The sequence below is a fragment of the Chromohalobacter israelensis DSM 3043 genome (assembly GCF_000055785.1).
Taxonomy (GTDB): Bacteria; Pseudomonadota; Gammaproteobacteria; order Pseudomonadales; family Halomonadaceae; genus Chromohalobacter; species Chromohalobacter israelensis.
In genome coordinates, this window is sequence record NC_007963.1 from 2,311,415 (window position 1) to 2,337,067 (window position 25,653).

The window sequence follows — 25,653 nt, forward strand, 5'->3', positions numbered from 1 at the left end:
ATCGACGAGCAGTTCCTGGCCACACGGATGCAACGCACGCGTATCGACCGCAATCGACAGCAACGAGACGAAGGAGAAACGAATGAAGCACGAAAGGAAGGTTGTCATCGCTGGGGTGGATGATGGGGATCGAACCCACGACCACCGGAGCCACAATCCGGGGCTCTACCACTGAGCTACATCCACCACGACGACGATAGACTGCGTGACATTCGAGCTTGGGGTGGATGATGGGGATCGAACCCACGACCACCGGAGCCACAATCCGGGGCTCTACCACTGAGCTACATCCACCATGACTCGACACGCAACGGGCAATGCCCTTCATCGACAAGCACGCGACATGGCGCGCCCAGCAGGACTCGAACCTGCAACCTACGGCTTAGAAGGCCGTTGCTCTATCCGGTTGAGCTATGAGCGCCTTGATGTCACGCCGGCACAGGCTCAACCGAGAACCGATCCTCTAAAGGATCCGGATGCTGGTCGGGGTAGAGGGATTTGAACCCCCGACATCCTGCTCCCAAAGCAGGCGCGCTACCAGACTGCGCTATACCCCGTCGCCCCGAGACCGTTTGGGCAAGGCCAATCGAGCCCGTCGATGCGCAACGTATTGTACGCATCTTCCTTGCCAGGTCAAGCCCTTACGCCTCCCTCTTCGCCAGGGGCGCGGCAAGGATACATTGACTGCGCCTCCCAGCGTGCGAAAATTGCGCCTCTTTTAACGCCGCCCGACACCGGGCCTAGCAAGCCAAAGGAACGAGTCGATGACCGCTCAGTTGATCGACGGCAAGGCGATTGCCGCTAATGTCCGCGAACAGGTATCTCGCCAGGTCCAGGCACGCCGCCAGGAAGGCAAGCGCGCACCGGGGCTCGCGGTCGTCCTCGTCGGTGAAGACCCCGCCTCCGAGGTGTACGTTCGCAACAAGCATCGCGCCTGCGACAAGGCCGGGGTGCACTCGGTGCAGCACAAGCTGCCGGCCGACACCACGCAGGCCGACCTCGAGGCGTTGATCGACTCGCTGAATGCCGACTGCAGCATCGACGGCATTCTGGTCCAGTTGCCACTGCCCGACCATCTCGACGCCCGCCCGATTCTCGAGCGGATTCGCCCCGACAAGGACGTCGATGGCTTCCATCCTTACAACCTCGGCCGACTCGCTCAGCGACTGCCGGTCCTGCGCCCTTGCACCCCCAAGGGCATCATGACGCTATTGCAGGAAAGCGGCATTCATGCGCGCGGCCTGGACGCGGTCATCGTGGGCGCCTCCAATATCGTCGGCCGCCCCATGGCCCTGGAGCTGATGCTGGCCGGCAGCACGACCACGGTCTGCCACCGTTTCACCCGTGACCTCGAATCACACGTACGGCGCGCCGATCTTCTCGTCGTCGCCGTCGGGCGGCCGGGACTGGTCAAGGGCGAATGGGTCAAGGAAGGCGCCGTGGTCATCGATGTGGGGATCAACCGTCAGGACGACGGCAAGCTCGCCGGTGACGTGGAGTTCGCCCCCGCCGCGGCGCGCGCCAGCTACATCACGCCCGTACCGGGGGGCGTGGGACCCATGACGGTGGCTTCCCTGCTGGAAAACACGCTGTTCGCCGCCGAACTGCACGACGGCATGCACGCCTAGCGTACAGGCGTTACAATGAACGGCTACATCCAGTTCGAGAAAGGAGTGGAGAGATGAGCGACAAAGAAATGAACGTCGAGAGCTTCAACCTCGACCATACCAAGGTCAAGGCGCCCTATGTACGCCTGGCCGGGATCAAGACCGGCGATCACGGCGATGCGATTCACAAGTACGATCTGCGTATCTGCCAGCCGAACAAGGCCCACATGGAAATGCCCGCCCTGCATTCCCTGGAACACCTGATGGCCGAATTGTCGCGCAACCACACCGACAAGATGCTCGACATCAGCCCCATGGGCTGCCAGACCGGCTTCTACGTCACGCTGATCAACCACGACGATTACGACGACGTGCTCGACCTCATCGACAAGACCCTCAACGACGTGCTCGTCGCCAAGGAAGTGCCGGCCTGCAACGAAATGCAGTGCGGCTGGGCCGCCAGCCACAGTCTCGAAGGCGCTCAAGCCCTGGCACGCGACCTGCTGGCCAAGCGCAATGAATGGAACCAGGTGTTCGCCTGATCGATAGAGGGGTCACACTCCAAATGCGCAAGATTGCCATCATCGGTGCCATGGCCGAGGAAGTCGAACGCCTCGCCTCGCATCTGGAAAACCGCCAGACCCGCCAGCATGCCGGCTCGACATTCCATTCGGGCCACCTGCATGGCGTCGAGGTCGTCATTCTGCAGTCGGGAATCGGCAAGGTGAATGCCGCCGTCGGCACCACGCAACTGCTCGAAGCCTATCAGCCGGATGCGGTGATCAACACCGGCTCGGCAGGCGGCTTCGGCGTCGACCTCGACGTCGGCGATGTGGTCATTTCCAGCGAGGTGCGTCATCACGATGTCGACGCGGTGGTGTTCGGCTACGAATACGGCCAGGTCCCGCAGATGCCGGCCGCTTACGCACCCGACCCTCATCTGGTGAACGTCGCCCGCGAATGCATCGAGGGACTCGGCGAGCTGCGCGTCGCGGAAGGCCTCATCTGCACCGGTGACATCTTCATGGCCGACAAGGCCGCGGTCGACCAGGCCCGCGAACGCTTTCCGAGCATGCTGGCCGCGGAAATGGAAGCGGCTGCCATCGCCCAGACGTGCCATCTGTACGGCTGCCCCTTCGTGGTCATTCGTGCGCTGTCCGATATCGCCGGCAAGGAGTCGGACCTCTCCTTCCAGGCCTTCATCGAGAAAGCCGCAACGCACTCGGCGATGATGGTCGAAGCCATGGTCAAGCGGCTGGGCACTGCGAGCTAAGAATGCACCTTCCCCGCGATGACGGGTGACAGCGACAAGGCAAAGAAAGGGGAGAAAAGGGTCTTTGCCAAGAACCCCATACCGCCAACAGCCTTGAGATGCAAAAAAGCCGCGATCCGTGATCGCGGCTTTTTTGCGTGGGGACAAAGGCACTGCCCGGTGGCGGTCAGTCGCCCTCGACGACCCAGGTCGTACCGTCGCGACCATCCTTCAACACGATCCCGAGCGCCGCGAGCTCGTCGCGAATGCCATCGGCGGTGGCGAAATCCTTGGCTTTCTTGGCCTGTGCCCGCGCCTCGATGCGCGCCTCAATGTCTTCCTCGCTCATCGGCAGCCGGCCCGCGCCCGCCTGCAAGAAACCTTCGGGGTCCTGGCCGAACAAGCCCAGCACACCGCCCAGCTCCTTGAGCTCATGCGCCAGAGCCGGCGCATGCGCGGGCGCCTCCTGCTTGGCGCGATTCAACTCGCGCGCCAGATCGAACAGCACCGCCAGCGCCTCGGCGGTATTGAAGTCATCATCCATCGCGGCGATGAAACGTTCGCGATACCCCGCCGCCACCTCGCCGGCCACCGGAGCGACTCCCTGGAGCGCGTTGTAGAAGCGCTCCAGCGAACGACGCGCGTCGCTCAAGGCATCCGGCGCATAATTGATCGGGCTGCGATAATGGCTTGCCAGGAGCAGGTAGCGCACGACTTCCGGCGCATGCGCTTCCAGCACTTCCCGGATCGTGAAGAAATTGCCCAGTGACTTGGACATCTTCTCCTGATCGACCCGCACCGCTCCGGCATGCATCCAGGTGTTGACGTAAGGCCGACCCGTTGCCGCCTCGCTCTGCGCGATCTCGTTCTCATGGTGCGGGAACACCAGATCCGGCCCCCCGCCATGAATGTCGAAGGTATCGCCCAGGCAGCAGGTCGACATCGCCGAGCACTCGATATGCCATCCCGGCCGCCCATCGCCCCAGGGTGACGGCCAGCTTGCCTCGCCCGGCTTGGCCGCCTTCCACAGCACGAAATCCAGGGGGTCTTCCTTGGCGGTCTCGACCTCGACACGCGACCCGGCACGCATGTCATCGAGGTCGCGATTGCTCAGCTTGCCGTAGCCCTCGAAGCGGCGCACCCGGTAGTACACGTCGCCGTTGGCGGCCGGATACGCGTACCCCTTGTCGATCAGACGCTGGACCATGGCGACGATGTCATCGACATGCGCCGTGGCACGCGGCTCGCGGTCAGGGCGCAGCACGCCGAGGCGGCCCTCGTCCTCATGCATGGCCGCGATCATGCGCTCGGTCAACGCCGCGATCGGCTCGTCGTTTTCCTCGGCACGCTTAAGGATCTTGTCGTCGATGTCGGTGATATTGCGCACATAGTCGACCTCGAAACCACGCCAGCGCAGGTAGCGCGTGATCATGTCGAACGCCACCATGACGCGGGCATGCCCGATGTGGCAGTAGTCGTAGACGGTGATACCGCACACGTACATGCGCACCCGCCCCGCGTCGAGCGGCGTGAACGTTTCCTTGCGTCGCGTCAGCGTGTTGTAGATCTGCACGGCAATCCCCTCTCAGCCTTTCTTCTGTGCCTTGGCCCAACCATCCTTGAGCCCGACCGTACGATTGAATACACGCTTGCCATCCTGACAGGCGTGACGGTCGGCACAGAAGTAACCCACGCGTTCGAACTGGTAGCGGCTTTCGGGCTCGACCTCGGCCAGGCTCGGCTCGGCGTAGCCTTCGACGATACGCAGCGATTCGGGGTTGAGGTGCTCGAGAAAATCGCCGTCACGGTCGCGATCCGGCGCCTCGACCTGAAACAGGTTGTCGTAGAGGCGCACCTCCACCGGCACGGCATCCGCAGCGCTCACCCAGTGAATGACCCCCTTCACCTTGCGCCCCTCAGGGTTCTTGCCCAGCGTGTCGAGATCGACGCTGCAATGCAGCTCCTGCACCTCGCCCTGGGCGTCCTTGATGACCTCGTCGCAACGGATCACGTAGGCATTGCGCAGACGCACTTCCTTGCCGGGCGCCAGGCGGAAGAACTTCTTGGGCGGCTCCTCCATGAAGTCGTCCTGGTCGATCCAGATCTCGCGCGTCAGCGGCAGCTGACGCACGCCCATGTCGTCACGCGCCGGATGCCCGGCCACTTCGAAGGTCTCGCGATGATCTTCGGGCAGGTTCGTCAGCACCACCTTGAGCGGCTTGAGCACGCACATCGCGCGCGGCGCGTTATCCTCGAGATCGGAGCGGATCGCGTGATACAGCATGGCGATATCCACCATGCCGCCGTCGGCGCGCGTCACGCCGATCATCTCGCAGAACTTGCGCAACGACGCCGGCGTGTAGCCCCGGCGACGCATCCCCGAAATCGTCGGCATGCGCGGGTCGTCCCAGCCATCGACGAGCCCCTGGTCGACCAGCAGCTTGAGCTTGCGCTTGGACGTGACCGTGTGTGCCAGATTGAGACGCGCGAACTCGATCTGACGGGGCTTGCTCGGTACCGGCAGATTGTCGAGGAACCATTCATAGAGCGGTCGATGGTCCTCGAACTCCAGCGTGCACAAGGAATGCGTGACGCCCTCGATCGCATCCGACTGCCCGTGGGTGAAGTCGTAGGACGGATAGATCTTCCACTTGTCGCCCGTCTGATGATGACGCGCGTGGCGCACGCGATAGAGGATCGGATCGCGCATGTTGATGTTGGAGGCCGCCATGTCGATCTTGGCACGCAGGACCTTCTCGCCTTCGGCGAACTCGCCTTGACGCATGCGTTCCAGCAGGTCGAGGTTCTCCTCGGGCGACCGGTCGCGATAGGGACTCGGCGTGCCGGGTTCGGTCAGGGTGCCGCGATACTCGCGAATCTCGTCCGGCGACAGATCATCGACATAGGCCTTGCCTTCACGCACCAGGTGCTGCGCCCAGGCGTAGAGCTGGTCGAAATAATCCGAGGCGTAACGTACCGCCCCGTTCCACTCGAACCCGAGCCAGGCGATATCGGCCTTGATGGCATCGATGTACGCTTGTTCTTCCTTGGCGGGGTTGGTGTCGTCGAAACGCAGATGGCATTGACCGCCAAACTGCTCGGCAAGCCCGAAATTCAGACAGATCGACTTGGCATGACCGATATGCAGGAAACCGTTGGGTTCCGGAGGAAACCGAGTGACGATGGTATCCTGGCGACCGGCCTCGATTTCCTCGCGAACCTGATTGCGGATGAAGTTCGGGGCGGAGTGGCTGTCTACGCTCATGGGCTGTCTCAAAGAACCTCTGTTCGTTCGCGGAGTGACCGGAGGGCGCATCGAAGCATCGGCTGGCGCCTCGACACGGTTTCGCCCGCGGGTGCAAAGCCGCTATTATAGCGCGACGCCAGCGCGCGACGCCAAGTCACGCTCAGTTCTCTTGCCAGGATACGCCCATGATCGTTCTGCAAACCAATTACGGCAGCATTCGCCTGCGCCTCGACCATGACAACGCCCCGAAGACCGCTGCCAATTTCGAGCAGTACGTGCGCGACGGTCATTACGACGACACCCTGTTCCATCGTGTCATCGACGGCTTCATGGTGCAGGGCGGCGGCTTCGACACCCAGTTCGAGCAGAAGCCCACGCGCGCGCCGATCGACAACGAGGCCGACAACGGCCTGAAGAACGTCAAGGGCAGCGTCGCCATGGCGCGCACCCAGGACCCGCACTCCGCGAGCGCACAGTTCTTCATCAACGTCGCCGACAACGACTTCCTCAACCACCGCGACAAGTCCATGCAAGGCTGGGGTTACTGTGTCTTCGGCGAAGTCGTCGAGGGCATGGACGTCGTCGAGAAGATCAAGAACGTCCCCACCACGCGCCGCGGCATGCATGCCGACGTACCCGCCGAAGACGTCATTCTCCAGCGCGCCTACGTCGAAGACTGATCGTTACGCGTCGCCGTGCCCGCGGGCACGGCATCGCCCTTCCGCTTCCTTCTCGCCACGTTCACGAGGACGCCAGCACGATGACCACCCTGCTGATTTCCGACTTGCACCTCCATACGGGCCAACCGGACATCACGCGCGGTTTCCTGGATTACCTGGAACGCGACGCACGTCACGCCGACACGCTCTACCTGCTTGGCGATATCTTCGAGGCCTGGATCGGCGACGATTATCTCGGTGACCTGGAACGCCAGGTCATCGAGGCACTGAGGCGTCTCAGCGATGCCGGCACCCAGCTCTATTTCATGCACGGCAATCGCGACTTCCTGGTCGGCGAGGACTTCGCCGCCGCCGCCGGCGCCACCCTGCTCGACGATCCCTGTCTCGCGACGCTCGGCCGTCAGACGGTGCTGCTGATGCACGGCGACAGTCTCTGCACCGGCGACGAGGAATACATGAAGTTTCGCGCCATGGCACGGGACCCCGAGTGGCAGGCCCAGATTCTTGCCTTGCCCATCGAGCAACGCCTGGAGCTGGCCAAGAGCCTGCGCATGCAATCCTCGGATGCCAATACGCAAAAGGCGGATGCGATCATGGACGTCACGCCGGCGGAAGTCGAAGCGATCATGCGCGAGCATGGCGTGAGCACCCTGATCCACGGCCACACCCACCGACCGGCGGTACACGAATTCACGCTCGACGGCCAGCCCGCCCAGCGTATCGTGCTGGGTGACTGGCGCCCCGGACGCGGCTGGGAGGTACGCGTCGAGGACGACGCCCCCCCACGGCTGCGTGAATTCGCATTCCAGGCCCGCGCCTGATCAAACCCGGCGCCGACACGACTGGCGCCCTCTTCACGGTCTCAATGCTGGGGCTCGCCGAGCACACGGTCGAGTTGCGTACGCCAGCGCACCAGCATCGGCGCATCACTCAACGCCACCTGCCCCAGCAAGCGACGAAAACGCCGACGCACGTCATCGTCATGCGCATCGATCAACGTCAGCCATACTTCGCATGCGTAGAGCTGGTGGTGGCGATTTTCCTGCTCGCAGGCCACGCGATAAGCCTCGGCCGCCAGACGACGCACATCGTCCGGCGCATGCCCGAGGGCATGACGCGCCCGCACCATCTGCAGCGTCAACTCGGGCAGGTAGAGCGAATTGCGCTCACGCGCCACGATCAGGCATTGGTCCAGATACTCTTCCGCACGCGCGTCGTCATGCAATGCCAGACAGGCGTCGCCATACCACAGCAGCGCACGCTGATAACGGTCCTGCCCCGTGGCCTCGGTAACCTGCTCCATGCTGTTCTCGATCAGCGTCAGCCCCTCGGGATCGCCGTTCATCGCCTTGTACCAGCCGAGCACGCTTTGCGCCGCGCAATGCCAGAGCTGCAGATCCGGCGTCGAGGTCAGCTCGAACGCCCGCTCGGCACGGGCCCCGGCCAGGTGGACGTGACCGAGCTGGCGATACAGCGCCGCCGCGAACACCAGTGACATCGCCAGGGAACCGGGATGCTTGATCGACTCCGCCAGGCGGATCGCTGCCTCGATCTGTTGCTCGGCACGCCGGTAATCGCCACGCAGGCATATCGTCCAGGCGTGATAGCACGCCGCCGCCACCTGGGGATGGTCGGAGAAAGGAAGCCAGTCGAGCACCATCGGCTGATGCAGCGGATCGATTTCCTCGAGATGCTCGAACGCATGGCGAATGCGCCCCGCCCAGTACTCGCAGTTGGCACGCGCATAATCCGCCAGTCGCTTGTAGCGCGGATCGCTCAGGCACTCGGCCAGCTCCGACAGGCGTGCCGTCAGGGCAAAGGCATCGGCATGCGCATGACGCTGGCTGCATCCGACCCAGAGCCCCCAGGTCACCAGGAACGACAGTTCGTCGTCGGGATCGTCGTCCCCGGCGCGCCGCGCCTCCAGGGCACCCAGCAGATCCTTGGCACGCACGAAGCTTTCATGGGCGGTGGGCGATCCATGTCCTTCCAGCGCAAAGGCGGCTTGCCCGCGCACCGTCAACAGACTGATATGGCGCTCTTCCTGAGCCGTCAAGTGCTGCAGGCACGCCAGCCCCGCATCGGCCATGTCGAGTGCCGTGCGATTGGCACTGAGCTTGAGAGCGGCCCGCGCCGCCAGTTCGAAATAGCGCGCCGCCCGGGCATGATCGCCGCTACGGCGCAGGTGCGAGGCGAAGTATCCCGGGTGGCGTCCTATCAACGCCGGGAAACGCTCTTCGATGAGCGTCACGACCTGATGATGCAGGCGCTCCCGAACGTCCCTCGGGCAGGACAGATACGCCGCCTCCTGAAGCAGCTGATGGACGAACTGATAATCGAACGCACTGTCGCCGTGACATGGCTCGATGATCTCCAGGCGCTGCATGTGGGCGAGCACCTGCCTGAGTCGCGTGTCTCCCAGGCCGGTACATTCGCGCAGGAAGGTCACCCGAAACTGACGACCGACCACCGCGGCGACGTGCGCCACGTCGCGATCGGCGTCGAGCTGCTCGATACGGCTTGTCAACAATCCCAGCAGGCCACGGGGAAGCTCATCCACCTGGACACGTCGCCCCTCGCGCCGGTCCATGTCGAGGCGCCGGCAGATCTCCTGCAGATACAGGGGCACGCCGTCGCAGCGCTCGATGAGCTGGCTGCGCAGCCGGGGCGTGATGTGCAAGCGATAATGCCTGGCCAGCTGCATCAAGAGTCGCGACGACTGCCCGCTATCCAGCCGTCCCAGCACGACATGCTGATCCCAGTTGAGCCGCACGGGCAGCGCATCGGGTCCCTGGTGGCTGGCCACCAGCATGAAAGGCACATTGATGGGCAACCGCGCCTGCAACGCCAGCAGCACCTTGAGCGAGGGTTCGTCGAGCCACTGCAGGTCATCGATGATCAAGGCAAGCGGACGTTGCGCGGTGAGGCGCTCGATCAATTCATGCAGCAGCTGCGTCACCGCATCGAGGCTGTCGCCCACTTCCTCCTGGCCACTGTCGCTCAACGCCTGGAACAGCGTCGCACGCCGGGCGTCGTCCAGGCCGGGCTCATCGGCCAGCCACGCCTCCAGCGTGGCTGCATCGAGTTCGCGGTCCAGGTGCCAGCGCAGCAGGGCACGCACCACGCCATAGGGCGTCTGGGTCGACAGGCGCGTCATCGGCTGCCAGCACATCGCCACTTCCTGGCTCTGCTCCCACTGTCGAAAGCTCACCAGCAAGGCCGACTTGCCCATGCCCAGGGCCCCCTGCACCAGCACGCTCTGGCGCAGCCCGATCACCACCCGCGCCAATGAGTCGCGCAACTGACGCAGCGCCGTTTCACGGCCGATCAAGCTGGGGGGCGTTGCATCACGCCCCCCTTCGTCGATACCCAGAACCAGGGCCCGCAGGTGCACGCGGCCATCCGCCGCCAGCAGGCGCGTGGAGAGACGTGGCTGCAAGTCCAGTGCCGGCGGCATGTGCTGGCTCGCCTCTTGCGATATCACCAGCTCACTGCCCTGCGCCGCGCTCATCAGCTCGAGTGCCGGCTGGGTCACCTGCCCCAGGGGGTCCGCCAGGCGACGTTCGGGTAAATACAGCCCACGGCCACTATTGAGGCCCGCCGCCAGTTCGAAGCGCGGTGCAGCCCCGCCACCCGTCCAGTGCCGCTCGACCTCGTCGGGCAGCTGACGACGACAATGCTCGTAAAGCGCGACCAGCTCGGCCAGTTGATGCGCCGGCCCGTGGGTGCCGAAACAGGCCAGCCCCAATCCGCCCGTGGCGCCCGGCAGCCAGAAGCCCCCCAGCAGATGGCATTGACGCTCCAGCCAGCGCATCAGCTCCACTTGCAGCAGCAGGCAGGCATGCCCCTGGGCACGCTCCTGCCAATCGCCATGCAACTGCAGGCGGATCGCCATGACCGAGAGCTGCCGGTAGTCGATTTCCTCTTCACGAATCGGCGCGCTTTCCAACGCCACGGCCCGCGAGAAAGCCCCCTGGGGAGATTCGGGAGTCACCGGCGAAGCGCCATCGGACCAGTAACGCGCCAGTTGCAGGAACTCGGGCTCCGGCTGCTGCCCCGACAACGCCAACAACTCGAGGTAGGCGTTGAATTCTTCGTGTGCAGCGGCACTTTGCCCCTGTTCGGCCAGCTGTCGCACGCGCCGCTCGTGAAACGGCCCGTACCCCGAGAAGCGGCTCACCAGCTGGCGGAGCACCTGATCGGACACCACATCGGCGGTTCCCAGCGCCTGTTCGATATAGGCGATCACTCGTTGCCGCCATTCGCTGCGCGTCTTGAGCAGCCAGCGCTGGAACTCGCCGCATTGCGGCAAGTGCAATTCTTCCACCAGGTCGCCACGGTACAACGACAGCAACTCGTCGACGATGGCGATGTCGACGGGGCCCTGAAGCAACGCTTCCAGGCGCCGGACATCGAGCTGCCAGTGGTCCCCGCAATGCAGCTCGATGCTTTGCCGGGACACGCTCAGCGCTCGGTCGGCTTCGTCGCCCAGGCTCTGGCGCAGGCAATGCAGGGCGTGGCGCAGGTTGGTACGCCCCGAAGAGAGTCCCTGGTCGGGCCACAGCATTTCCGCCAGCCCGGCACGATTGACGGCCTGCCCATTGAGGAGCAGGTAGACCCACAGCGCCTTGACCTTGTCGTAGCTGAACTGGGTCAGCGTCGTTCCGCCCAGCGTCATCGAGAAGTGCCCGAAGAGCGTCAACCGGGGCGGTGCCAGGCTGTCCTGAGTCATCGTCGTCATACCCTGGTTAGGCCGGTGTCCCGGCGAGCCCCTCAGGCCGCTGCCGGAACGCCGCTATGGAAGCGAAAACAGGCATCCGGTGCCTCGATCAACTCGCGCTCGCGTTCGGCGAAGAAGGCGATGCGGGGACCGATATCCTGGGTGGCGTATTGCGTCGCCAGCGCCAGATAATCCTCGTAATGGCGCCCTTCCGACTTAACCAGAGCGCGATAGAACTTGGCAAGCTCGTCGTCCAGAAAAGGAATCAGCCGTGCGAAGCGCTCGCAGGAGCGCGCCTCGATGAAAGCCCCCACGATGAGGATGTCGACCAGTCGCTCGGGGTCGTCGCGGCGCACGTGGCGACGCAGGCCCTCGGCGTAGCGCGAGGCGCTGAGTTGCCGATAGGTGATGCCGCGGTCGCGCATCAGCGTCACTACCTGCTCGAAATGCAGCAACTCCTCGCGGGCCAGTTGCGACATCTTGGTCAGCAGGTCGGTATGCCCGACATAGCGGTACATCAGGTTCATCGCCGTGGACGCGGCCTTCTTCTCGCACTGTGCGTGGTCGATGAGCAGCAGCGTGGGATGCGCCAGGGCCTCATCGATCCAGGCATCCGGTGTCTCACAGGACAGGAAACTCTGCAGTTCCCGGGGCAGCAAGGCGTTTGCATCAGTGGACATGGCGTTCTTCTATCAGATGGACGGTCGTGAGAGTCAAACGGGAGGATCGGTGGGCGCCGTCGTCAGACGCAGGCTCGCCTCCTGCATCAGCGCCTCGTTCAGCGCCGCATACAAGGCATCGGGCGCGAGATGAGCGACGCTGGCATGACGCCTAAGCCCATAACGGCTCAGGTCCTGCATCCGGGTACGACCGACACGCAGCAGCTCCACGGCGCGTGACAGCGCGGGCTGATCGGCCCGAAAGCGGATTCGGTGACGAACCAGCTGCGCTTCCAGGCACGCCGGATCGTCGACATGCAAAAACCGCGATGCCACACGAGCACGCAGCGTGTCCAGCGCCAGCATGCGCTGTGTCCGCGAATCGGCATCCAGCGCGAACCAGTCGCGGATCTCCTCATCGGTGCGCTGGCAGCCGCGACATACGCGATCGCCGACGGTCGTCGAGCACAATCCCACGCAGGGCGACTGAATGCGTTGCATCCCGCTCCGATTGCTGGCCATCATCCCTCCCGTTTACCGAGCGCCCATGGTAGCGCGACCGCGGCGCCTCGGCGACCGTCCCGCATGCCGACACAGCCTTTGACCATCGTCTCAGCCCCGTCATCAGGGGCTTGCTTAACATTGTCGACAGTTTCGAGTAGAATCCCGCTGCTTATTGAGACCGGTGAAACCTGCACCAGGTCGGTGGGGAGGCGGTGACGGCCGAGCGCCTGCCCATGACTCGCCGCCGCCCTGGTTTCGATGACTGATGAGGGTCCCCAACGTGCTTGAAGCCTATCGCCAACATGTCGAGGAGCGCGCCCAGGCGGGCGTTCCGCCAAAGCCGCTGAACGCCGAGCAGACGGCTGCCCTGGTCAAGCTGCTCAAGAATCCGCCCGCCGGCGAGGAAGAGGCCATTCTCGACCTGCTGACCAACCGCGTGCCGCCGGGCGTCGACGAGGCCGCCTACGTCAAGGCCGGCTTCCTGACCGCCATCGCCAAGGGCGAGGCCGAGTCCCCGCTGATCGACCGCGTCCACGCCGTCAAGCTGCTGGGCACCATGCAGGGCGGTTACAACATCGTCTCGCTGGTCGAGCTGCTGGATGACGACGACCTGGCCCGCGAAGTCGGCGAGCAGCTCAAGCACACCCTGCTGATGTTCGATGCCTTCCATGACGTGGAAGAGCGTGCCAAGGCCGGTAACGCCGTGGCCAAGGAGGTCATCGCGTCCTGGGCCGAGGCCGAGTGGTTCCTCGCAAAGCCCAAGCTGGCCGACAAGATCACCCTGACCGTGTTCAAGGTGCCCGGCGAGACCAACACCGATGACCTCTCCCCGGCCCCGGATGCCTGGTCGCGCCCGGACATCCCGCTGCATGCCAATGCCATGCTCAAGAACCCGCGCGACGGCATCGAGCCGGTCGAACCGGGCGTCACCGGTCCGCTCAAGCAGATCGAGGAAGTGAAAGCCAAGGGCCACCCGGTCGTCTACGTCGGCGACGTGGTCGGCACCGGCTCCTCGCGCAAGTCCGCCACCAACTCCGTGCTGTGGTTCTTCGGCGACGACATCCCCAATGTGCCGAACAAGCGCGCCGGCGGCTTCTGCTTCGGCGGCAAGATCGCCCCGATCTTCTTCAATACCATGGAAGACTCCGGCGCCCTGCCCATCGAGATGGACGTCGAGAAGCTCGAGATGGGCGACGTCATCGACGTCTACCCGTATGAAGGCAAGGTCTGCAAGCACGGCACCGACGAGGTGCTGACCACCTTCGAGCTCAAGACCCAGCTGCTGCTCGACGAAGCCCGTGCCGGCGGCCGCATCCCGCTGATCATCGGCCGCGGCCTGACCGCCAAGGCCCGCGAGTCCCTGGGCCTGGCCCCATCCGACGTCTTCCGCCTGCCGGAGCAGCCGGCCGATACCGGTCGCGGCTTCACCCTGGCCCAGAAGATGGTCGGCAAGGCCTGCGGCATGGACGGCGTGCGTCCCGGCATGTACTGCGAGCCGAAGATGACCACCGTGGGTTCCCAGGACACCACCGGTCCGATGACCCGCGACGAGCTCAAGGACCTGGCCTGCCTGGGCTTCCAGGCCGACCTGGTGATGCAGTCCTTCTGCCACACCAGCGCCTATCCCAAGCCGGTCGACGTGGAGACCCACCACACCCTGCCCGACTTCATCATGAATCGCGGCGGCGTCTCGCTGCGTCCGGGCGACGGCATCATCCACAGCTGGCTCAACCGCATGCTGCTGCCCGACACCGTGGGTACCGGCGGCGACTCCCACACCCGTTTCCCGATGGGCATCTCCTTCCCGGCGGGCTCCGGCCTGGTGGCCTTCGCCGCCGCCACCGGCGTGATGCCGCTGGACATGCCGGAATCGGTGCTGGTGCGCTTCAAGGGCAAGCGTCAGCCCGGCGTCACCCTGCGTGACCTGGTCCACGCCATCCCCTACTACGCCATCCAGCAGGGCCTGCTGACCGTCGAGAAGTCCGGCAAGAAGAACGCCTTCTCCGGCCGCGTGCTGGAGATCGAGGGCCTCGAGGACCTCACCGTCGAGCAGGCCTTCGAACTCTCCGACGCCTCCGCCGAGCGCAGCGCCGCCGGCTGCACCATCACCCTCTCCGAGGACAGTGTCAGCGAGTACCTGAAGTCCAACATCACCTTGCTCAAGTGGATGATCGCCAACGGCTACGGCGACGCGCGCACCATCGAGCGCCGCATCAAGGGCATGGAAGAATGGCTCGAGAACCCGAGCCTGATGCGCGCCGACAAGGACGCCGAGTACGCCGAGGTCATCGAGATCGATCTCGACCAGCTCAGCGAGCCGGTGCTGTGCGCCCCGAACGACCCGGACGACGCCCGCCTGCTCTCCGAGGTGGCCGGCCAGAGCATCGACGAGGTGTTCATCGGCTCGTGCATGACCAACATCGGCCACTTCCGTGCCGCCGGCAAGCTGCTCGAGAAGCAGCCCGCGGGCAGCCTGAAGACCAAGCTGTGGCTGGCGCCGCCGACCAAGATGGACCAGCACCAGCTCACCGAGGAAGGCTACTACGGCATCTACGGCCGTGCCGGTGCGCGCATGGAAATGCCCGGCTGCTCGCTGTGCATGGGTAACCAGGCCCGCGTCGCCGCCAAGAGCACCGTGGTGTCCACCTCCACGCGCAACTTCCCCAACCGTCTGGGCGATGGCGCCGATGTCTTCCTGGCCTCCGCCGAGCTTGCCGCCGTGGCCGCGGTGGAAGGACGCCTGCCGAGCGTCGACGAATATCGCCGTTACATGAGCGAATTCGACGCCATGGCCGGCGAGATCTATCGTTACATGAACTTCCATGAAATCGAAGAGTTCCAGAACGCGGCCTCGAACGTGATTCCGGTCGCCGAGGAAGCCTGACCACTCGTCTCCAATGCTCGCCTGTTGAGAAAGAGTGCAGGTCACCGAAACGCCCCGCCGATGCGGGGCGTTTTTTTGAGCCTGTCGCCATCCGGCAACGCCCGAGTACGTTTTTTAACACTGTTCGACTTGCGAGCCAACGCGCGAGACGCTTAGATATGAAACGCTCGTTCGCTTCCCCATGCCGCTCGGCATGATGCGAGACGGCAGGACGCCACGACATTCGGCAGTCTTCCGCCGCCCTTTCGGGACGGCATGCGAGGGCCTGGTGCAATGTTCCAGAATTCAAGGAGAGTTTCATGACAATCAAGACGCTGCTGGCGGCCTCCGTGGCCACTTCCACATTGTTCGTCTTCACCCCCAATGCCATGGCAGCGCCCAACCCCGAAGGCCTGTATTTCGGTGTCGGGACCGGCTTCAGCTCGCTGGAGAACGATGACGACGACATCGACGATTTCATCGAGTCCGGCAGCGAGGATTTCGATGTGGACGATGACGACAACACCTTCAAGGGTTTCGTGGGCTATAACTTCAACCGCTACTTCGCCACCGAAGCCTTCTATTCGGATCTCGGTCGCGTCAAGCTCAAGGGCAACGGCACCGCCAATACCGATCTCGAATCCGAGGCCTACGGTGTCAGCCTGGTCGGTAAATTGCCCATCACCCAGTGGTTCGAGCTCTTCGCCAAGGCGGGCATGGCAAAATGGGAAACCGACATCGACGGCAACCTCGGCGGCGCCAGCACCGACCTTGAAGACAACGATGGCGTGGACCCCGTGTACGGCGCCGGCGCACAGTTCAACTTCAAGCCCTTCCTGGTCCGTGCCGAGTACGAACGCTACGACTTCGACAGCGACTACCAGATCGACTCGTTCACGGCCTCCGTGGGCTGGCAGTTCTAAGAAGCCCCCCAGGGTTTCTCGCAGCGATCGAACGCTGGGCAACGTCCCGGCGTTTGTCTTTTTACTAGCGGTCATTCCCCCAAGGCAGCACTGGCCTGCCGCCCTTGGCGTGGCATGATGGCATCTACGCTTTCCCGACGACTAACCGCAAGGAGACAACATGCCTTCCATGATCGTCACGCCCGATATCTGCGATGCCTACCCGGACGTCAAGGTTCTCGAACCGTTGTTTTTGAACCTCGGCGGCCCCGATGCCTTCTACGGCCCGGTCCGCACGGTCAAGTGCTTCGAGGACAACTCGCGCGTCAAGGAAGCCGTCGGCGAACCCGGCGATGGAGCCGTGCTGGTGGTCGACGGCGGCGGCTCGCTGCGTTGCGCCCTGCTCGGCGACATGCTCGCCGCCAAGGCCGCCGACAATGGCTGGGCCGGCATTGTCGTCTATGGCTGCGTGCGCGACGTCGACGTGCTCAACGACACCGCCCTGGGGGTGCAAGCCATCGGCACCCATCCCCGCAGGAGTGAAAAGCGCGGCGAAGGGCAGCGTGACGTGACGGTCACCTTCGCCGGCGTCACGATTGCGCCGGGGCAGTGGCTCTACGCCGACAACAACGGCATCGTGGTTGCATCGGAGGAGTTGACGCTAGACGGTTGATAGCAAGCGAGTTGCCAGCGGCGCAAGACGATGCGAGGCTGACGGCGCCGCAGCTCGAACCAAGGAGTCGTCATGCTCGCCACCCGCACGCTGCTGGGTGACATTGCCTCGCAATTGCGCGCCCAGGGACGGGCGCTGCTGGTCTTCCACCTGTTCTTCACCGTCCTGGCCACGGCAGTTCTGGTACCGCTGACGACCTGGACCCTGGCCGGCCTGCTGCATGCCTTCCAACAGCCGGCGCTCAGCAACGCTCAGATCGCCGAGATGGCGCTGTCGCCGCTGGGCCTGGCGTGGGGCCTGGTGGCGCTGGGCCTGAGTTTCCTGCTGATATTCCTGCAGCAGGCCGGCATGATGCGCTTGCTCGCCCTCTCCGGCTCGGGACGCTATCACGCATCGATGAATGCGTTGTGGCAAACCGGCAAGCGCTTGCCGGGCATTGCCGGGCTCACCTTTCTGCAGGTCGGCGCGCATCTGCTACTGCTCGTCCCCTTCGCGCTGCTCATCGCCACGGCCTATGACCTTCTTCTGGGCGAAGCCGAGTTGTACGTGGTCATGCGCCTGAAGCCGCCGGCCTTCTGGTACTTCGCATCGATCGGGGGCAGCCTGGGCGCCATCGCGCTGTGGTTGCAGGCCTGGCTCTATGCGCGCTGGTTCCTGGCGCTTCCGGCGCTGGTGCTGGACCGGCTCACTCCCGTTCAATCCCTGGCGCGCAGCCGCGAACTGACCCGGGGCCGTCATGCCCGCATCACGGCCCTGGCACTGGCCTTCGCGTTCGGTGTGGCGGCCTTTCCCATCGCCTTCAGCCTGCTCTTCAATGCCCTCGCGATGCCGTTGATCGAGCACCTGCCGGATCGTATGTCGCTTCTGATTCCCGTCATGCTGATCTATGTGGCGGTATACAGCGTGCTGATCATCGCCATGACCTTCCTGGGGGTCGCAGCCAACAGCCTGCTGGTGATCAACCTCTACCACCGCCTCGGCGGCAGCACACTGGCGCTCGATGACCTTCCCGCACCGGCACGTTCGGGCTGGTGGGCCTGGACGGCGGAAGCCGTGCTGCTGATCTTCGCGCTGGTGCAAGCCGGCTGGGTCCTGAGTGACTTTCAACTGCGCGACGACGTGCGCGTCACCGCCCATCGCGGCAGCTCGATCGCCGCCCCCGAGAACACCCTGGCCGCCATGCGCCGGGCCATTCAGGAAGGCGCCGACTACCTGGAGATCGATGTCAGACAACTGCGCGACGGCAACGTCGTGCTCTCCCACGACCGCAACCTGAAGCGCCTGACCGGCCGGGACCTGGACATCACCGACCTCACGCTGGCGGAAACCCGCGACATCGACATCGGAAGCTGGTTCGACGACGCCTTTGCCGACGAGCGCCTGGCGACCCTCGACCAGGTGATCGGGCTGGCGCACGGCAAGGCACGCCTTTACGTCGAGCTCAAGCCCGCCCCCGGCAACGAAACCGATCTCATCGAGGCCGTCGTCGAACGCTTGCGGCATCATGGCATCGCCGACAGCGCGGTGGTCGCCTCGCTTTCTCCGACGATCATCCGCGATGTCGAGGCATACGCTCCCGACATCGACACCACGCTGTTCGTTCAATTCCTGTTGCCCGGCGCGCTGGCCGCGACGCCTGCCGACAACATCGGACTGCGGCATACCCAGGCCAATACCGATGTCGTGCGTCTGGTTCAGAACAGCGGCCGTGAGCTGCATGTATGGACCGTCAACGACCCGCGCGAGATGTCACGCTACATCGACATGGGCGTCGACAACATCATCACCGACCGCCCCGCGACATTGATCGACCTGCTCACCGAACGCGCCACGCTGAGCGACGGCGAGCTGCTGCTGGTCAAGCTGCGCAACTGGCTGCACCACTGAAGTATCGCCCGAAAAACGAAAAAGGCGCGCCCGTCATCGGGCGCGCCTGATACCGCATGGCGATGCATCGTACGCTCGGGATCGCGTCAGCCGAGCTTTTCTCCGGCCAGCATGAACCAGGTTTCGAGTACCGCATCGGGGTTCAACGATACCGAGTCGATGCCCTGTTCCATCAGCCATTTGGCCAGCTCCGGGTGATCGGAGGGGCCCTGACCGCAAATGCCCACGTACTTGCCCTGCGCCCGGCATGCCTGGATGGCCATGGCCAGCAGCTTCTTTACCGCGGGGTTTCGCTCGTCGAACAGATGCGCCACGATCCCGGAGTCGCGATCCAGCCCCAGCGTCAGCTGCGTGAGGTCATTGGAGCCGATGGAGAAACCGTCGAAATGCTCGAGGAACTCGTCGGCGAGCAGCGCATTGGCCGGCAGCTCGCACATCATGATGACCTTCAGCCCTCGTCCATCGGGAATGCCGGCCTCGCCACGCACGAGCCCGTTGGCGGCCATGAGCGACACGACCTCGCGCCCCTCCTCCGGCGTACGCACGAACGGCACCATGATCTCGACGTTATCGAATCCCATGACATCCCGGACGCGTTTCAAGGCACGGCATTCGAGCTCGAAGCAAGGACGGAAGGTGTCCGAGATATAGCGCGAAGCCCCGCGGAAGCCCAGCATCGGATTCTCCTCACCGGGTTCGTAGAGCTTGCCACCGATGAGATTCTCGTACTCGTTGGACTTGAAGTCGGACAAGCGCACGATGACCCGCTTGGGATAGAATGCCGCCGCCAGCGTGGAGATGCCCTCCACCAGCCGATCCACGTAGAAGCTCACCGGATCGTCATATCCCGCGGTACGCAGGTCGATGGTCTGCTGCAGGTCGGCGGGCAGCGTCGCGTAGTCGATCAACGCCTTGGGATGCACGCCGATCATGCGATTGATGATGAACTCCAGGCGTGCCAGCCCGACGCCGGCATTGGGCAGGCTGGAGAAGCCGAAGGCGCGATCGGGGTTGCCGACGTTCATCATGATGTCGAACGGCAGAGACGGCATGTTGTCGACCGTCGTCGTCTGGCAATCGTAATCCAGCAATCCGTCGTAGACGTGACCGGTATCCCCCTCGGCGCAGGACACGGTCACCTCGCGGCCGTCGGCGAGCGCCTGGGTCGCGTCGCCGCACCCGACCACGGCCGGAATGCCCAGCTCGCGCGCGATGATCGCCGCGTGGCACGTCCGTCCGCCGCGATTGGTGACGATCGCGGAGGCACGCTTCATGATCGGTTCCCAATCGGGATCGGTCATGTCGGTGACCAGCACATCACCGTCGTGCACCTTGTCCATCTGCTCGGGACTGGCGACGATCTTGACCGCACCGCGCCCGATCCGCTGGCCGATGGCACGCCCGTCGACCAGCACCCGGCCTTTCTCCTTGAGCTGGAAGCGCTCCAGCGTGCCGCCTTCCACGTTGGAGACCACGGTCTCGGGACGCGCCTGGACGATGTACAGCTTGCCGTCATCCCCGTCGCGCGCCCATTCGATGTCCATCGGGCGCCCGTAATGCCGTTCGATGGTGACCGCCTGGCGTGCCAGGTCCATGACGTCATCGTCGGACAGGCAGAACCGCTGGCGATCGGCATGCGGCACGTCCACCGTGTGCACCGAACGCCCCGCGACGCTTTCCTCGCCATACACCATCTTGATCAGCTTGGAGCCCAGGGTGCGACGCAATACGGCGGGACGTCCCGCCGCCAGGGTCGGCTTGTGCACATAGAACTCATCGGGGTTCACCGCCCCTTGCACGACCGTCTCGCCCAGGCCCCAGGACCCGGTGACGAACACCGCGTCGCGGTAGCCGGACTCGGTATCGAGGGTGAACATGACTCCGCTGGCCGCGGTCTCGGAACGCACCATCTTCTGCACGCCGGCGGACAAGGCCACGTTCTCGTGGGGGTAACCGCGGTGCACCCGATAGGCGATGGCACGATCGTTGAACAACGAGGCGAAGACCTCATGAACGGCGCGCTTGACGTTCTCGAAGCCCTCGATGTTGAGAAAGGTTTCCTGCTGGCCGGCGAACGACGCATCGGGAAGATCCTCGGCCGTCGCCGAGGAGCGCACCGCCGCCTTGAGGTTCGGATGCTTGTCCTGCAACTGGCCGTAGGCCTCGGCCAGGGCCCGCTCGAATGCCGGCGGCAAGGGCGTGTCGATCACCCATTGGCGAATGCGGGCACCGGCCTCGGCGAGGGCCGTGACGTCATCGACGTCCAGACGCGCCAGCGCGGTATTGATACGCTCGTTGAGCCCCTCGTGCGCGAGAAATTCACGATAGGCAAACGCCGTGGTCGCGAACCCGCCCGGCACCGTGACACCGGCGTCCGCCAGGTTGGAAATCATTTCGCCAAGCGAGGCGTTCTTGCCGCCCACCCGCTCGACGTCGCCCATGCCAAGCTGATCGAACCAAACGATATACTCTTCCAAGAGAACCCCCTAGAGTCGGGACGGTCGCGATGACGACGTCGTCACAGCCAATACCGCGCGAGACAGATCGGGGCGCGGCGGATGAACGTACCCTACCAACGAGGCCACACATTCGCCATTGGTCTAATAGCGAACGCATTGGAGTATTTTTACAACAGCCAGGTGTTTTAGGCGATTCTTGTAGTCACCGCATCCGCCGCGCGACGAACGCCCATTTGCGCCGACGGGCAAGCCCCCGGACAATGGAGGCCTCCTTTTCACCACGTTCGGACGCCTTCCATGTCACGCACCGCGTTCTTCATCTCCGACGGCACCGGCATCACCGCCGAGACGCTCGGCCGCAGCCTGCTCGCCCAGTTCGAGGGCGTCGACCTCACCCTGGTGGTCAAGCCTTATATCGATACGCTGGAAAAGGCCCATGACCTGGCGGCCATCATCGCGCAGACCGCCGACCGCGACGGTGAACGCCCCATCGTCATCGATACCATCGTCGACCAGTCGATCCGCGACATCATCGCCGCCGCGCCGGGTTTCAAGGTGGATATCTTCTCGACGTTCCTGGCGCCGCTCGAGGAGGAGCTGGCCACGCATTCGACCTACACGGTGGGACGCACGCATGCCATCGGACGCGACGATGTCTACATGCACCGTATCGACGCCGTGCATTTCGCCCTGGACAACGATGACGGCGCGCGCACGCATCAATACGACCAGGCCGATGTCATTCTGGTTGGCGTATCGCGTTGCGGCAAAACGCCCACGTCACTCTATCTGGCGCTGCAATTCGGCATTCGTGCCGCCAACTACCCGCTGACCGAGGACGATCTGGACGAGGACGGCGTCTTGAACATGCCCAAGGCGCTGGCACCCTATCGCCACAAACTGTTCGCGTTGACCATCGACCCGCGACGCCTGGCAGCGATTCGCAGCGAACGCCGCCCCAACAGCCGCTATTGCTCGATGGATCAATGCATGCAGGAACTGCAGCAGGCCGAGGCGCTGTTCCGCCGCTATCACATCCCCTATATCGACACCACACGCTTCTCCATCGAGGAGATATCCACCCGCATGATCGCCGAGACGCATTTGACGCGACGTTTCAGTCCGCGTTGAACGGGCTCAAAGATCCGCCAGTGGATGCGTGTCGGCGTCCCAGAGCGGCATGAAGAAACCGTCGATGTAGCTGGGCGGTACGCTGGCGACATCCGGATACGCCCAACGTGGAGCCTTGTCCTTGTCGATCAGCAGCGCCCGGATGCCCTCGGCCAGCTCCGTGTGTCGGCAGCACTGCACCGACAGTGCCAGCTCGTCGCGGAACGTCTCGGCCAATCCGCCATGTCGGTGCCGACACAGCATGCGCCACACCAGATGCGCCGTGGCGGGACACCCCGCCGCAAGGCGCTCGCGATTGGCGGCGAGCCAGGCATCCTCGCGGGTGTCGTCGAGGATGCGCTGTACCACCGTGGCGATATCCGCGCCGTCGCTCAATGCCTGCAGGTGATCGAGCCGCGGCATGACTTGCGCCTCGGGGGCTCGCGCGCGCGCTTCGAACGCTTCCAGTACCTGTCTGACGGCGTGATGGGGCGAGCGATGATCGGCCCGGGTCAAGGCATCCAGCACGTCCTCGCGCGCCGCATGTGGTATGAAGCGGTCCGCCAGCCCCAGGTCGAGGGCATCCCGCGCATTGAGGTGCGCGCCGGTCACGCCGACGTAAAGCCCCACGCCACCGGGCATGCGCGACAGGAACCAGCTGGCGCCGACATCCGGATAGAGCCCGATGGAGATTTCCGGCATCGCCAGGCGGCTGGTGTCCGTCACCACGCGGTGGCCGGCTCCCTGCAACAGTCCCAGACCACCTCCCATCACGACGCCGTCGCCCCAGGCGATGAGCGGCTTGGGATAATGATGCAGAAAGTGGTCGAGACGATATTCGGCACTGAAATACGCCGTGGCCACGTCGGCGCCACCTTCGTGGGCACCACGCATGGCGTGGTAGAGCGCCACGACGTCGCCTCCCGCGCAGAACGCCTTGCCCCCGGCGCCCTGGAGCCACACGGCATGGACCGCAGGCGCCTGGGCCCAGGCCTCGAGCCTGGCGTGGAGGGCATGGATCATGGTCAGGGACAGGGCATTGAGACTGTCCGGTGCGTTCAGCGTCGCCACACCGATGCAACCGCCATCGCGTGTAGGCTTTTCCTCGAATGTCACCATCGGTTCCGTCATTCGACCCCCTGCCACGTCATGTCATGACCGTGAAGCGAGGCGCGATCGTGCCTTAGATCACATGCCCCGCGGCGCGAAGATGCCCGGCGCGTTGCGCCAGTAGCCTTTGTAGTCCATACCGAAACCGAACACGTAGCGGTCGACGACTTCCAGGCTGCAGTAGTCCGCCTGCAACCCCGGCACGGCCTTGCGATCGTGACGTTTGTCGACCAGCACCGCCGTCGAGATGCTCGCCGCCCCCGCCTGTCGGCAGTAGTCGAGAATCGCCGCCAGCGTGGCGCCCTCGTCGAGAATATCATCGACGATCACCACATGCCGTCCGGCCATGGGAATTTCCGGCGAGACGCGCCAGAACAGCTCTCCGCCGCGCACGCCGCCACGGTAGCGCGTCGCATGCAGGTAATCGACCTCGAGCGGGAAGCCCAGCCGCGTCAGGAGATGTCCCGTGGTGATCAATCCCCCATTCATGACGCAGTAGAACACCGGCAGCTTATCGCCCAGATCCCGGGTGATGTCATCCGCCATGCGATCAAGGGCACGCTCGACCTCCTGCTGCGAGATGAGGCAGTCGGCATGCGCCATGACATCGCGCATGGAGGCCAGGGACGTCTGGCAAACGGAAGTAGGTTGGTTAGGCATCGGATTCCTGATCTTGATCCTGAGAAGCGTCTTTCGCCTCGCCCTGTCGCGCATCGCGCGCACGCTGCCGAGACGAGGTATAGGGTGCCTCGCGGGAGGACGCCGCCCGCGAGTGCGTGGTGCCGGATGCATCGTCGGTCTCGGCGGTCTCGCCGTCATCCTCGCTGGCGACCGTCACCGGCCCCGCGACATGCAGCTCCGAGGCCGGCAGCGCCAGGCATGCATCGTGTTCGCGCACGATGTCGTAGATGCGCAGCAATACGTCCTGCTTCATCGACTGGAATTCGGACCAGTCGGTGGTTCTGGCGAAGGCATAGACCATGATTTCCAGCGCATGCTCGCCGTAGGTCTGGAAATACACCAGGAGCTGCTCGTCGGTATCGACATCGTCATGCGACTCGAGCATCGAGCGAATCGACTTGACGATCTCCGCCACGCGTTCGATGTCCGTATAGCGCAACCGGATGGTCTCGAACAGACGGCGATTGAACATGCGCGAGGGATTCTCGAGCACCAGATTGCTGAAGGCGGAATTGGGTATGTACAGCGGACGTGACGCGAAGGTGCGGATGCGTGTCAGCCGCCAGCCGATGTCTTCCACCACCCCTTCTATCTCGCGCTCCGGCGACTTGACCCAATCCCCGACACGAAACGGCTTGTCCAGGTGGATGACCAGCCCGCCGAAGAAATTGGACAGCATGTCCCGCGCTGCGAAACCGATCATCAAGCCGCCGAAGCCACCGAACGCGACCACCCCCGAGAGCGACACGCCCAGGCTGGAAAGCATCAGCAGGCCGGCAAGCACCACCACCACGGCGCCCAGGATCTTGGACACCGCCGAGGCCGTGTCTGCATCCATCGGCTTGGCGCGATGTCCCGCCGGCGGGAATATCAGACGCTTTTCGAGCAGTTTCACGGCGCGCAGTCCGGCCCATGCCAGCAGGAACAGCGAGACGACCGCCCGCGCCTGGCTCAGGTGTCCCGCGATCCAGTCGATCTCCCAGTGCAGACGGATGATCGTCAGGCATAGCAGCCCGCCCATCAGCCAGATCCAGATGCGCAGCGGACGGCGCAGCGACTGGATCAGGATGTCGTCCCAGCGATTGCTGGTTTTTTCCAGCAGCGGTCCCAGACGCCAGAAGACCACCCAGCTCACCAGATCGATGAGCAGCGTCATGACGATGACCAGGCCGATCGCCGCCACCCACAGGGGCACGCCGAGCGTGGCCTGAAACCAATCCATCACGGGAGTGAAAAATTCGAACACGAGGATCCTTCCTTCTAGTGCGAGTCCGGTACCGGGTAGCCCCTCAACGTTCG

At 64.2% G+C, this 25,653-nt stretch carries 19 protein-coding genes and 4 tRNA genes; 10 read left to right on the top strand and 13 right to left on the bottom strand.

Features of this window, described 5'->3' with window-relative positions; genetic code table 11:
* Positions 1 to 111: 111 nt before the first annotated feature.
* The 4 genes from CSAL_RS10400 to CSAL_RS10415 form a co-directional block, all read right to left on the bottom strand.
* A tRNA-His gene (locus CSAL_RS10400) sits at positions 112 to 186 on the bottom strand.
* 33 nt (positions 187 to 219) lie between these two features.
* A tRNA-His gene (locus tag CSAL_RS10405) sits at positions 220 to 294 on the bottom strand.
* Between the two features lie 50 nt (positions 295 to 344).
* Positions 345 to 421: transfer RNA gene (locus CSAL_RS10410), tRNA-Arg, on the bottom strand.
* Between the two features lie 59 nt (positions 422 to 480).
* Positions 481 to 557, bottom strand: a tRNA-Pro gene (locus tag CSAL_RS10415).
* A 207-nt stretch (positions 558 to 764) separates the two neighbouring features.
* Here CSAL_RS10415 and folD point away from each other — a divergent pair.
* From folD to mtnN, 3 genes are read left to right on the top strand one after another with little or no spacing between them, the layout of a single operon-like run.
* Positions 765 to 1,628: a bifunctional methylenetetrahydrofolate dehydrogenase/methenyltetrahydrofolate cyclohydrolase FolD gene (folD, locus tag CSAL_RS10420; protein ID WP_011507345.1), complete on the top strand. Its 864-nt coding sequence runs from the start codon at positions 765 to 767 to the stop codon at positions 1,626 to 1,628.
* A gap of 53 nt (positions 1,629 to 1,681) precedes the next feature.
* Positions 1,682 to 2,149 (top strand): S-ribosylhomocysteine lyase, encoded by a 468-nt coding sequence (locus tag CSAL_RS10425; protein ID WP_011507346.1) that lies wholly within the window; start codon positions 1,682 to 1,684, stop codon positions 2,147 to 2,149.
* Between the two features lie 23 nt (positions 2,150 to 2,172).
* Positions 2,173 to 2,880, top strand: coding sequence for a 5'-methylthioadenosine/S-adenosylhomocysteine nucleosidase (gene mtnN / locus CSAL_RS10430; RefSeq protein WP_011507347.1), 708 nt, complete (start codon positions 2,173 to 2,175; stop codon positions 2,878 to 2,880).
* Between the two features lie 166 nt (positions 2,881 to 3,046).
* Here mtnN and cysS read toward each other — a convergent pair whose 3' ends face one another.
* A complete protein-coding gene (gene cysS, locus CSAL_RS10435) occupies positions 3,047 to 4,432 on the bottom strand; it encodes a cysteine--tRNA ligase (protein ID WP_011507348.1) in 1,386 nt (461 codons plus the stop codon).
* A gap of 12 nt (positions 4,433 to 4,444) precedes the next feature.
* A complete protein-coding gene (locus CSAL_RS10440; RefSeq protein WP_043558378.1) occupies positions 4,445 to 6,124 on the bottom strand; it encodes a glutamine--tRNA ligase/YqeY domain fusion protein in 1,680 nt (559 codons plus the stop codon).
* Positions 6,125 to 6,291: 167 nt separating this feature from the next.
* On the opposite strand from CSAL_RS10440, the gene CSAL_RS10445 reads away from it, so the two are divergent.
* Both CSAL_RS10445 and CSAL_RS10450 read left to right on the top strand, forming a co-directional pair.
* Positions 6,292 to 6,786 (top strand): peptidylprolyl isomerase, encoded by a 495-nt coding sequence (locus CSAL_RS10445; RefSeq protein WP_011507350.1) that lies wholly within the window; start codon positions 6,292 to 6,294, stop codon positions 6,784 to 6,786.
* A gap of 80 nt (positions 6,787 to 6,866) precedes the next feature.
* Complete coding sequence (locus CSAL_RS10450; RefSeq protein WP_011507351.1) at positions 6,867 to 7,607, top strand: UDP-2,3-diacylglucosamine diphosphatase; 741 nt, start codon at positions 6,867 to 6,869, stop codon at positions 7,605 to 7,607.
* Positions 7,608 to 7,648: 41 nt separating this feature from the next.
* On the opposite strand, the gene CSAL_RS10455 is transcribed toward CSAL_RS10450, so the two are convergent.
* The 3 genes from CSAL_RS10455 to CSAL_RS10465 are packed head-to-tail and all read right to left on the bottom strand — an operon-like array spanning position 7,649 to position 12,666.
* Positions 7,649 to 11,518 (bottom strand): ATP-binding protein, encoded by a 3,870-nt coding sequence (locus CSAL_RS10455; RefSeq protein WP_011507352.1) that lies wholly within the window; start codon positions 11,516 to 11,518, stop codon positions 7,649 to 7,651.
* A 41-nt stretch (positions 11,519 to 11,559) separates the two neighbouring features.
* Complete coding sequence (locus CSAL_RS10460) at positions 11,560 to 12,186, bottom strand: MiaE family protein (protein ID WP_011507353.1); 627 nt, start codon at positions 12,184 to 12,186, stop codon at positions 11,560 to 11,562.
* Between the two features lie 33 nt (positions 12,187 to 12,219).
* Positions 12,220 to 12,666 (bottom strand): DUF1289 domain-containing protein, encoded by a 447-nt coding sequence (locus tag CSAL_RS10465; protein ID WP_148266827.1) that lies wholly within the window; start codon positions 12,664 to 12,666, stop codon positions 12,220 to 12,222.
* A gap of 283 nt (positions 12,667 to 12,949) precedes the next feature.
* On the opposite strand from CSAL_RS10465, the gene acnB reads away from it, so the two are divergent.
* The 4 genes from acnB (at position 12,950) to CSAL_RS10485 (ending at position 18,994) form a co-directional block, all read left to right on the top strand.
* The gene (acnB, locus tag CSAL_RS10470) at positions 12,950 to 15,553 is read left to right on the top strand and encodes a bifunctional aconitate hydratase 2/2-methylisocitrate dehydratase (protein WP_011507355.1); all 2,604 of its coding nucleotides are present in this window, start codon (positions 12,950 to 12,952) and stop codon (positions 15,551 to 15,553) included.
* A gap of 299 nt (positions 15,554 to 15,852) precedes the next feature.
* Positions 15,853 to 16,455: an outer membrane beta-barrel protein gene (locus CSAL_RS10475; protein ID WP_011507356.1), complete on the top strand. Its 603-nt coding sequence runs from the start codon at positions 15,853 to 15,855 to the stop codon at positions 16,453 to 16,455.
* Between the two features lie 160 nt (positions 16,456 to 16,615).
* On the top strand, positions 16,616 to 17,107 hold the full coding sequence (rraA, locus tag CSAL_RS10480) for a ribonuclease E activity regulator RraA (RefSeq protein ID WP_011507357.1): 492 nt from the start codon (positions 16,616 to 16,618) through the stop codon (positions 17,105 to 17,107).
* 72 nt (positions 17,108 to 17,179) lie between these two features.
* The gene (locus CSAL_RS10485; RefSeq protein ID WP_011507358.1) at positions 17,180 to 18,994 is read left to right on the top strand and encodes a glycerophosphodiester phosphodiesterase; all 1,815 of its coding nucleotides are present in this window, start codon (positions 17,180 to 17,182) and stop codon (positions 18,992 to 18,994) included.
* Positions 18,995 to 19,080: 86 nt separating this feature from the next.
* Here the strand turns inward: CSAL_RS10485 and ppsA are convergent, their stop codons facing one another.
* Positions 19,081 to 21,471, bottom strand: a complete 2,391-nt coding sequence (gene ppsA / locus CSAL_RS10490; protein WP_011507359.1) for a phosphoenolpyruvate synthase — start codon at positions 21,469 to 21,471, stop codon at positions 19,081 to 19,083.
* Between the two features lie 279 nt (positions 21,472 to 21,750).
* Between ppsA and ppsR the strand changes: the two genes are divergently transcribed.
* Positions 21,751 to 22,584, top strand: a complete 834-nt coding sequence (gene ppsR / locus CSAL_RS10495; protein ID WP_011507360.1) for a posphoenolpyruvate synthetase regulatory kinase/phosphorylase PpsR — start codon at positions 21,751 to 21,753, stop codon at positions 22,582 to 22,584.
* Positions 22,585 to 22,590: 6 nt separating this feature from the next.
* On the opposite strand, the gene CSAL_RS10500 is transcribed toward ppsR, so the two are convergent.
* The 3 genes from CSAL_RS10500 to CSAL_RS10510 are packed head-to-tail and all read right to left on the bottom strand — an operon-like array spanning position 22,591 to position 25,600.
* Positions 22,591 to 23,694, bottom strand: a complete 1,104-nt coding sequence (locus CSAL_RS10500; protein WP_011507361.1) for an enoyl-CoA hydratase/isomerase family protein — start codon at positions 23,692 to 23,694, stop codon at positions 22,591 to 22,593.
* Positions 23,695 to 23,751: 57 nt separating this feature from the next.
* Positions 23,752 to 24,333, bottom strand: coding sequence for a hypoxanthine-guanine phosphoribosyltransferase (locus CSAL_RS10505; protein ID WP_011507362.1), 582 nt, complete (start codon positions 24,331 to 24,333; stop codon positions 23,752 to 23,754).
* A complete protein-coding gene (locus CSAL_RS10510) occupies positions 24,326 to 25,600 on the bottom strand; it encodes a mechanosensitive ion channel family protein (RefSeq protein ID WP_011507363.1) in 1,275 nt (424 codons plus the stop codon). Before CSAL_RS10510 ends, CSAL_RS10505 begins: the two co-directional genes overlap by 8 nt.
* Positions 25,601 to 25,653 lie beyond the last annotated feature (53 nt).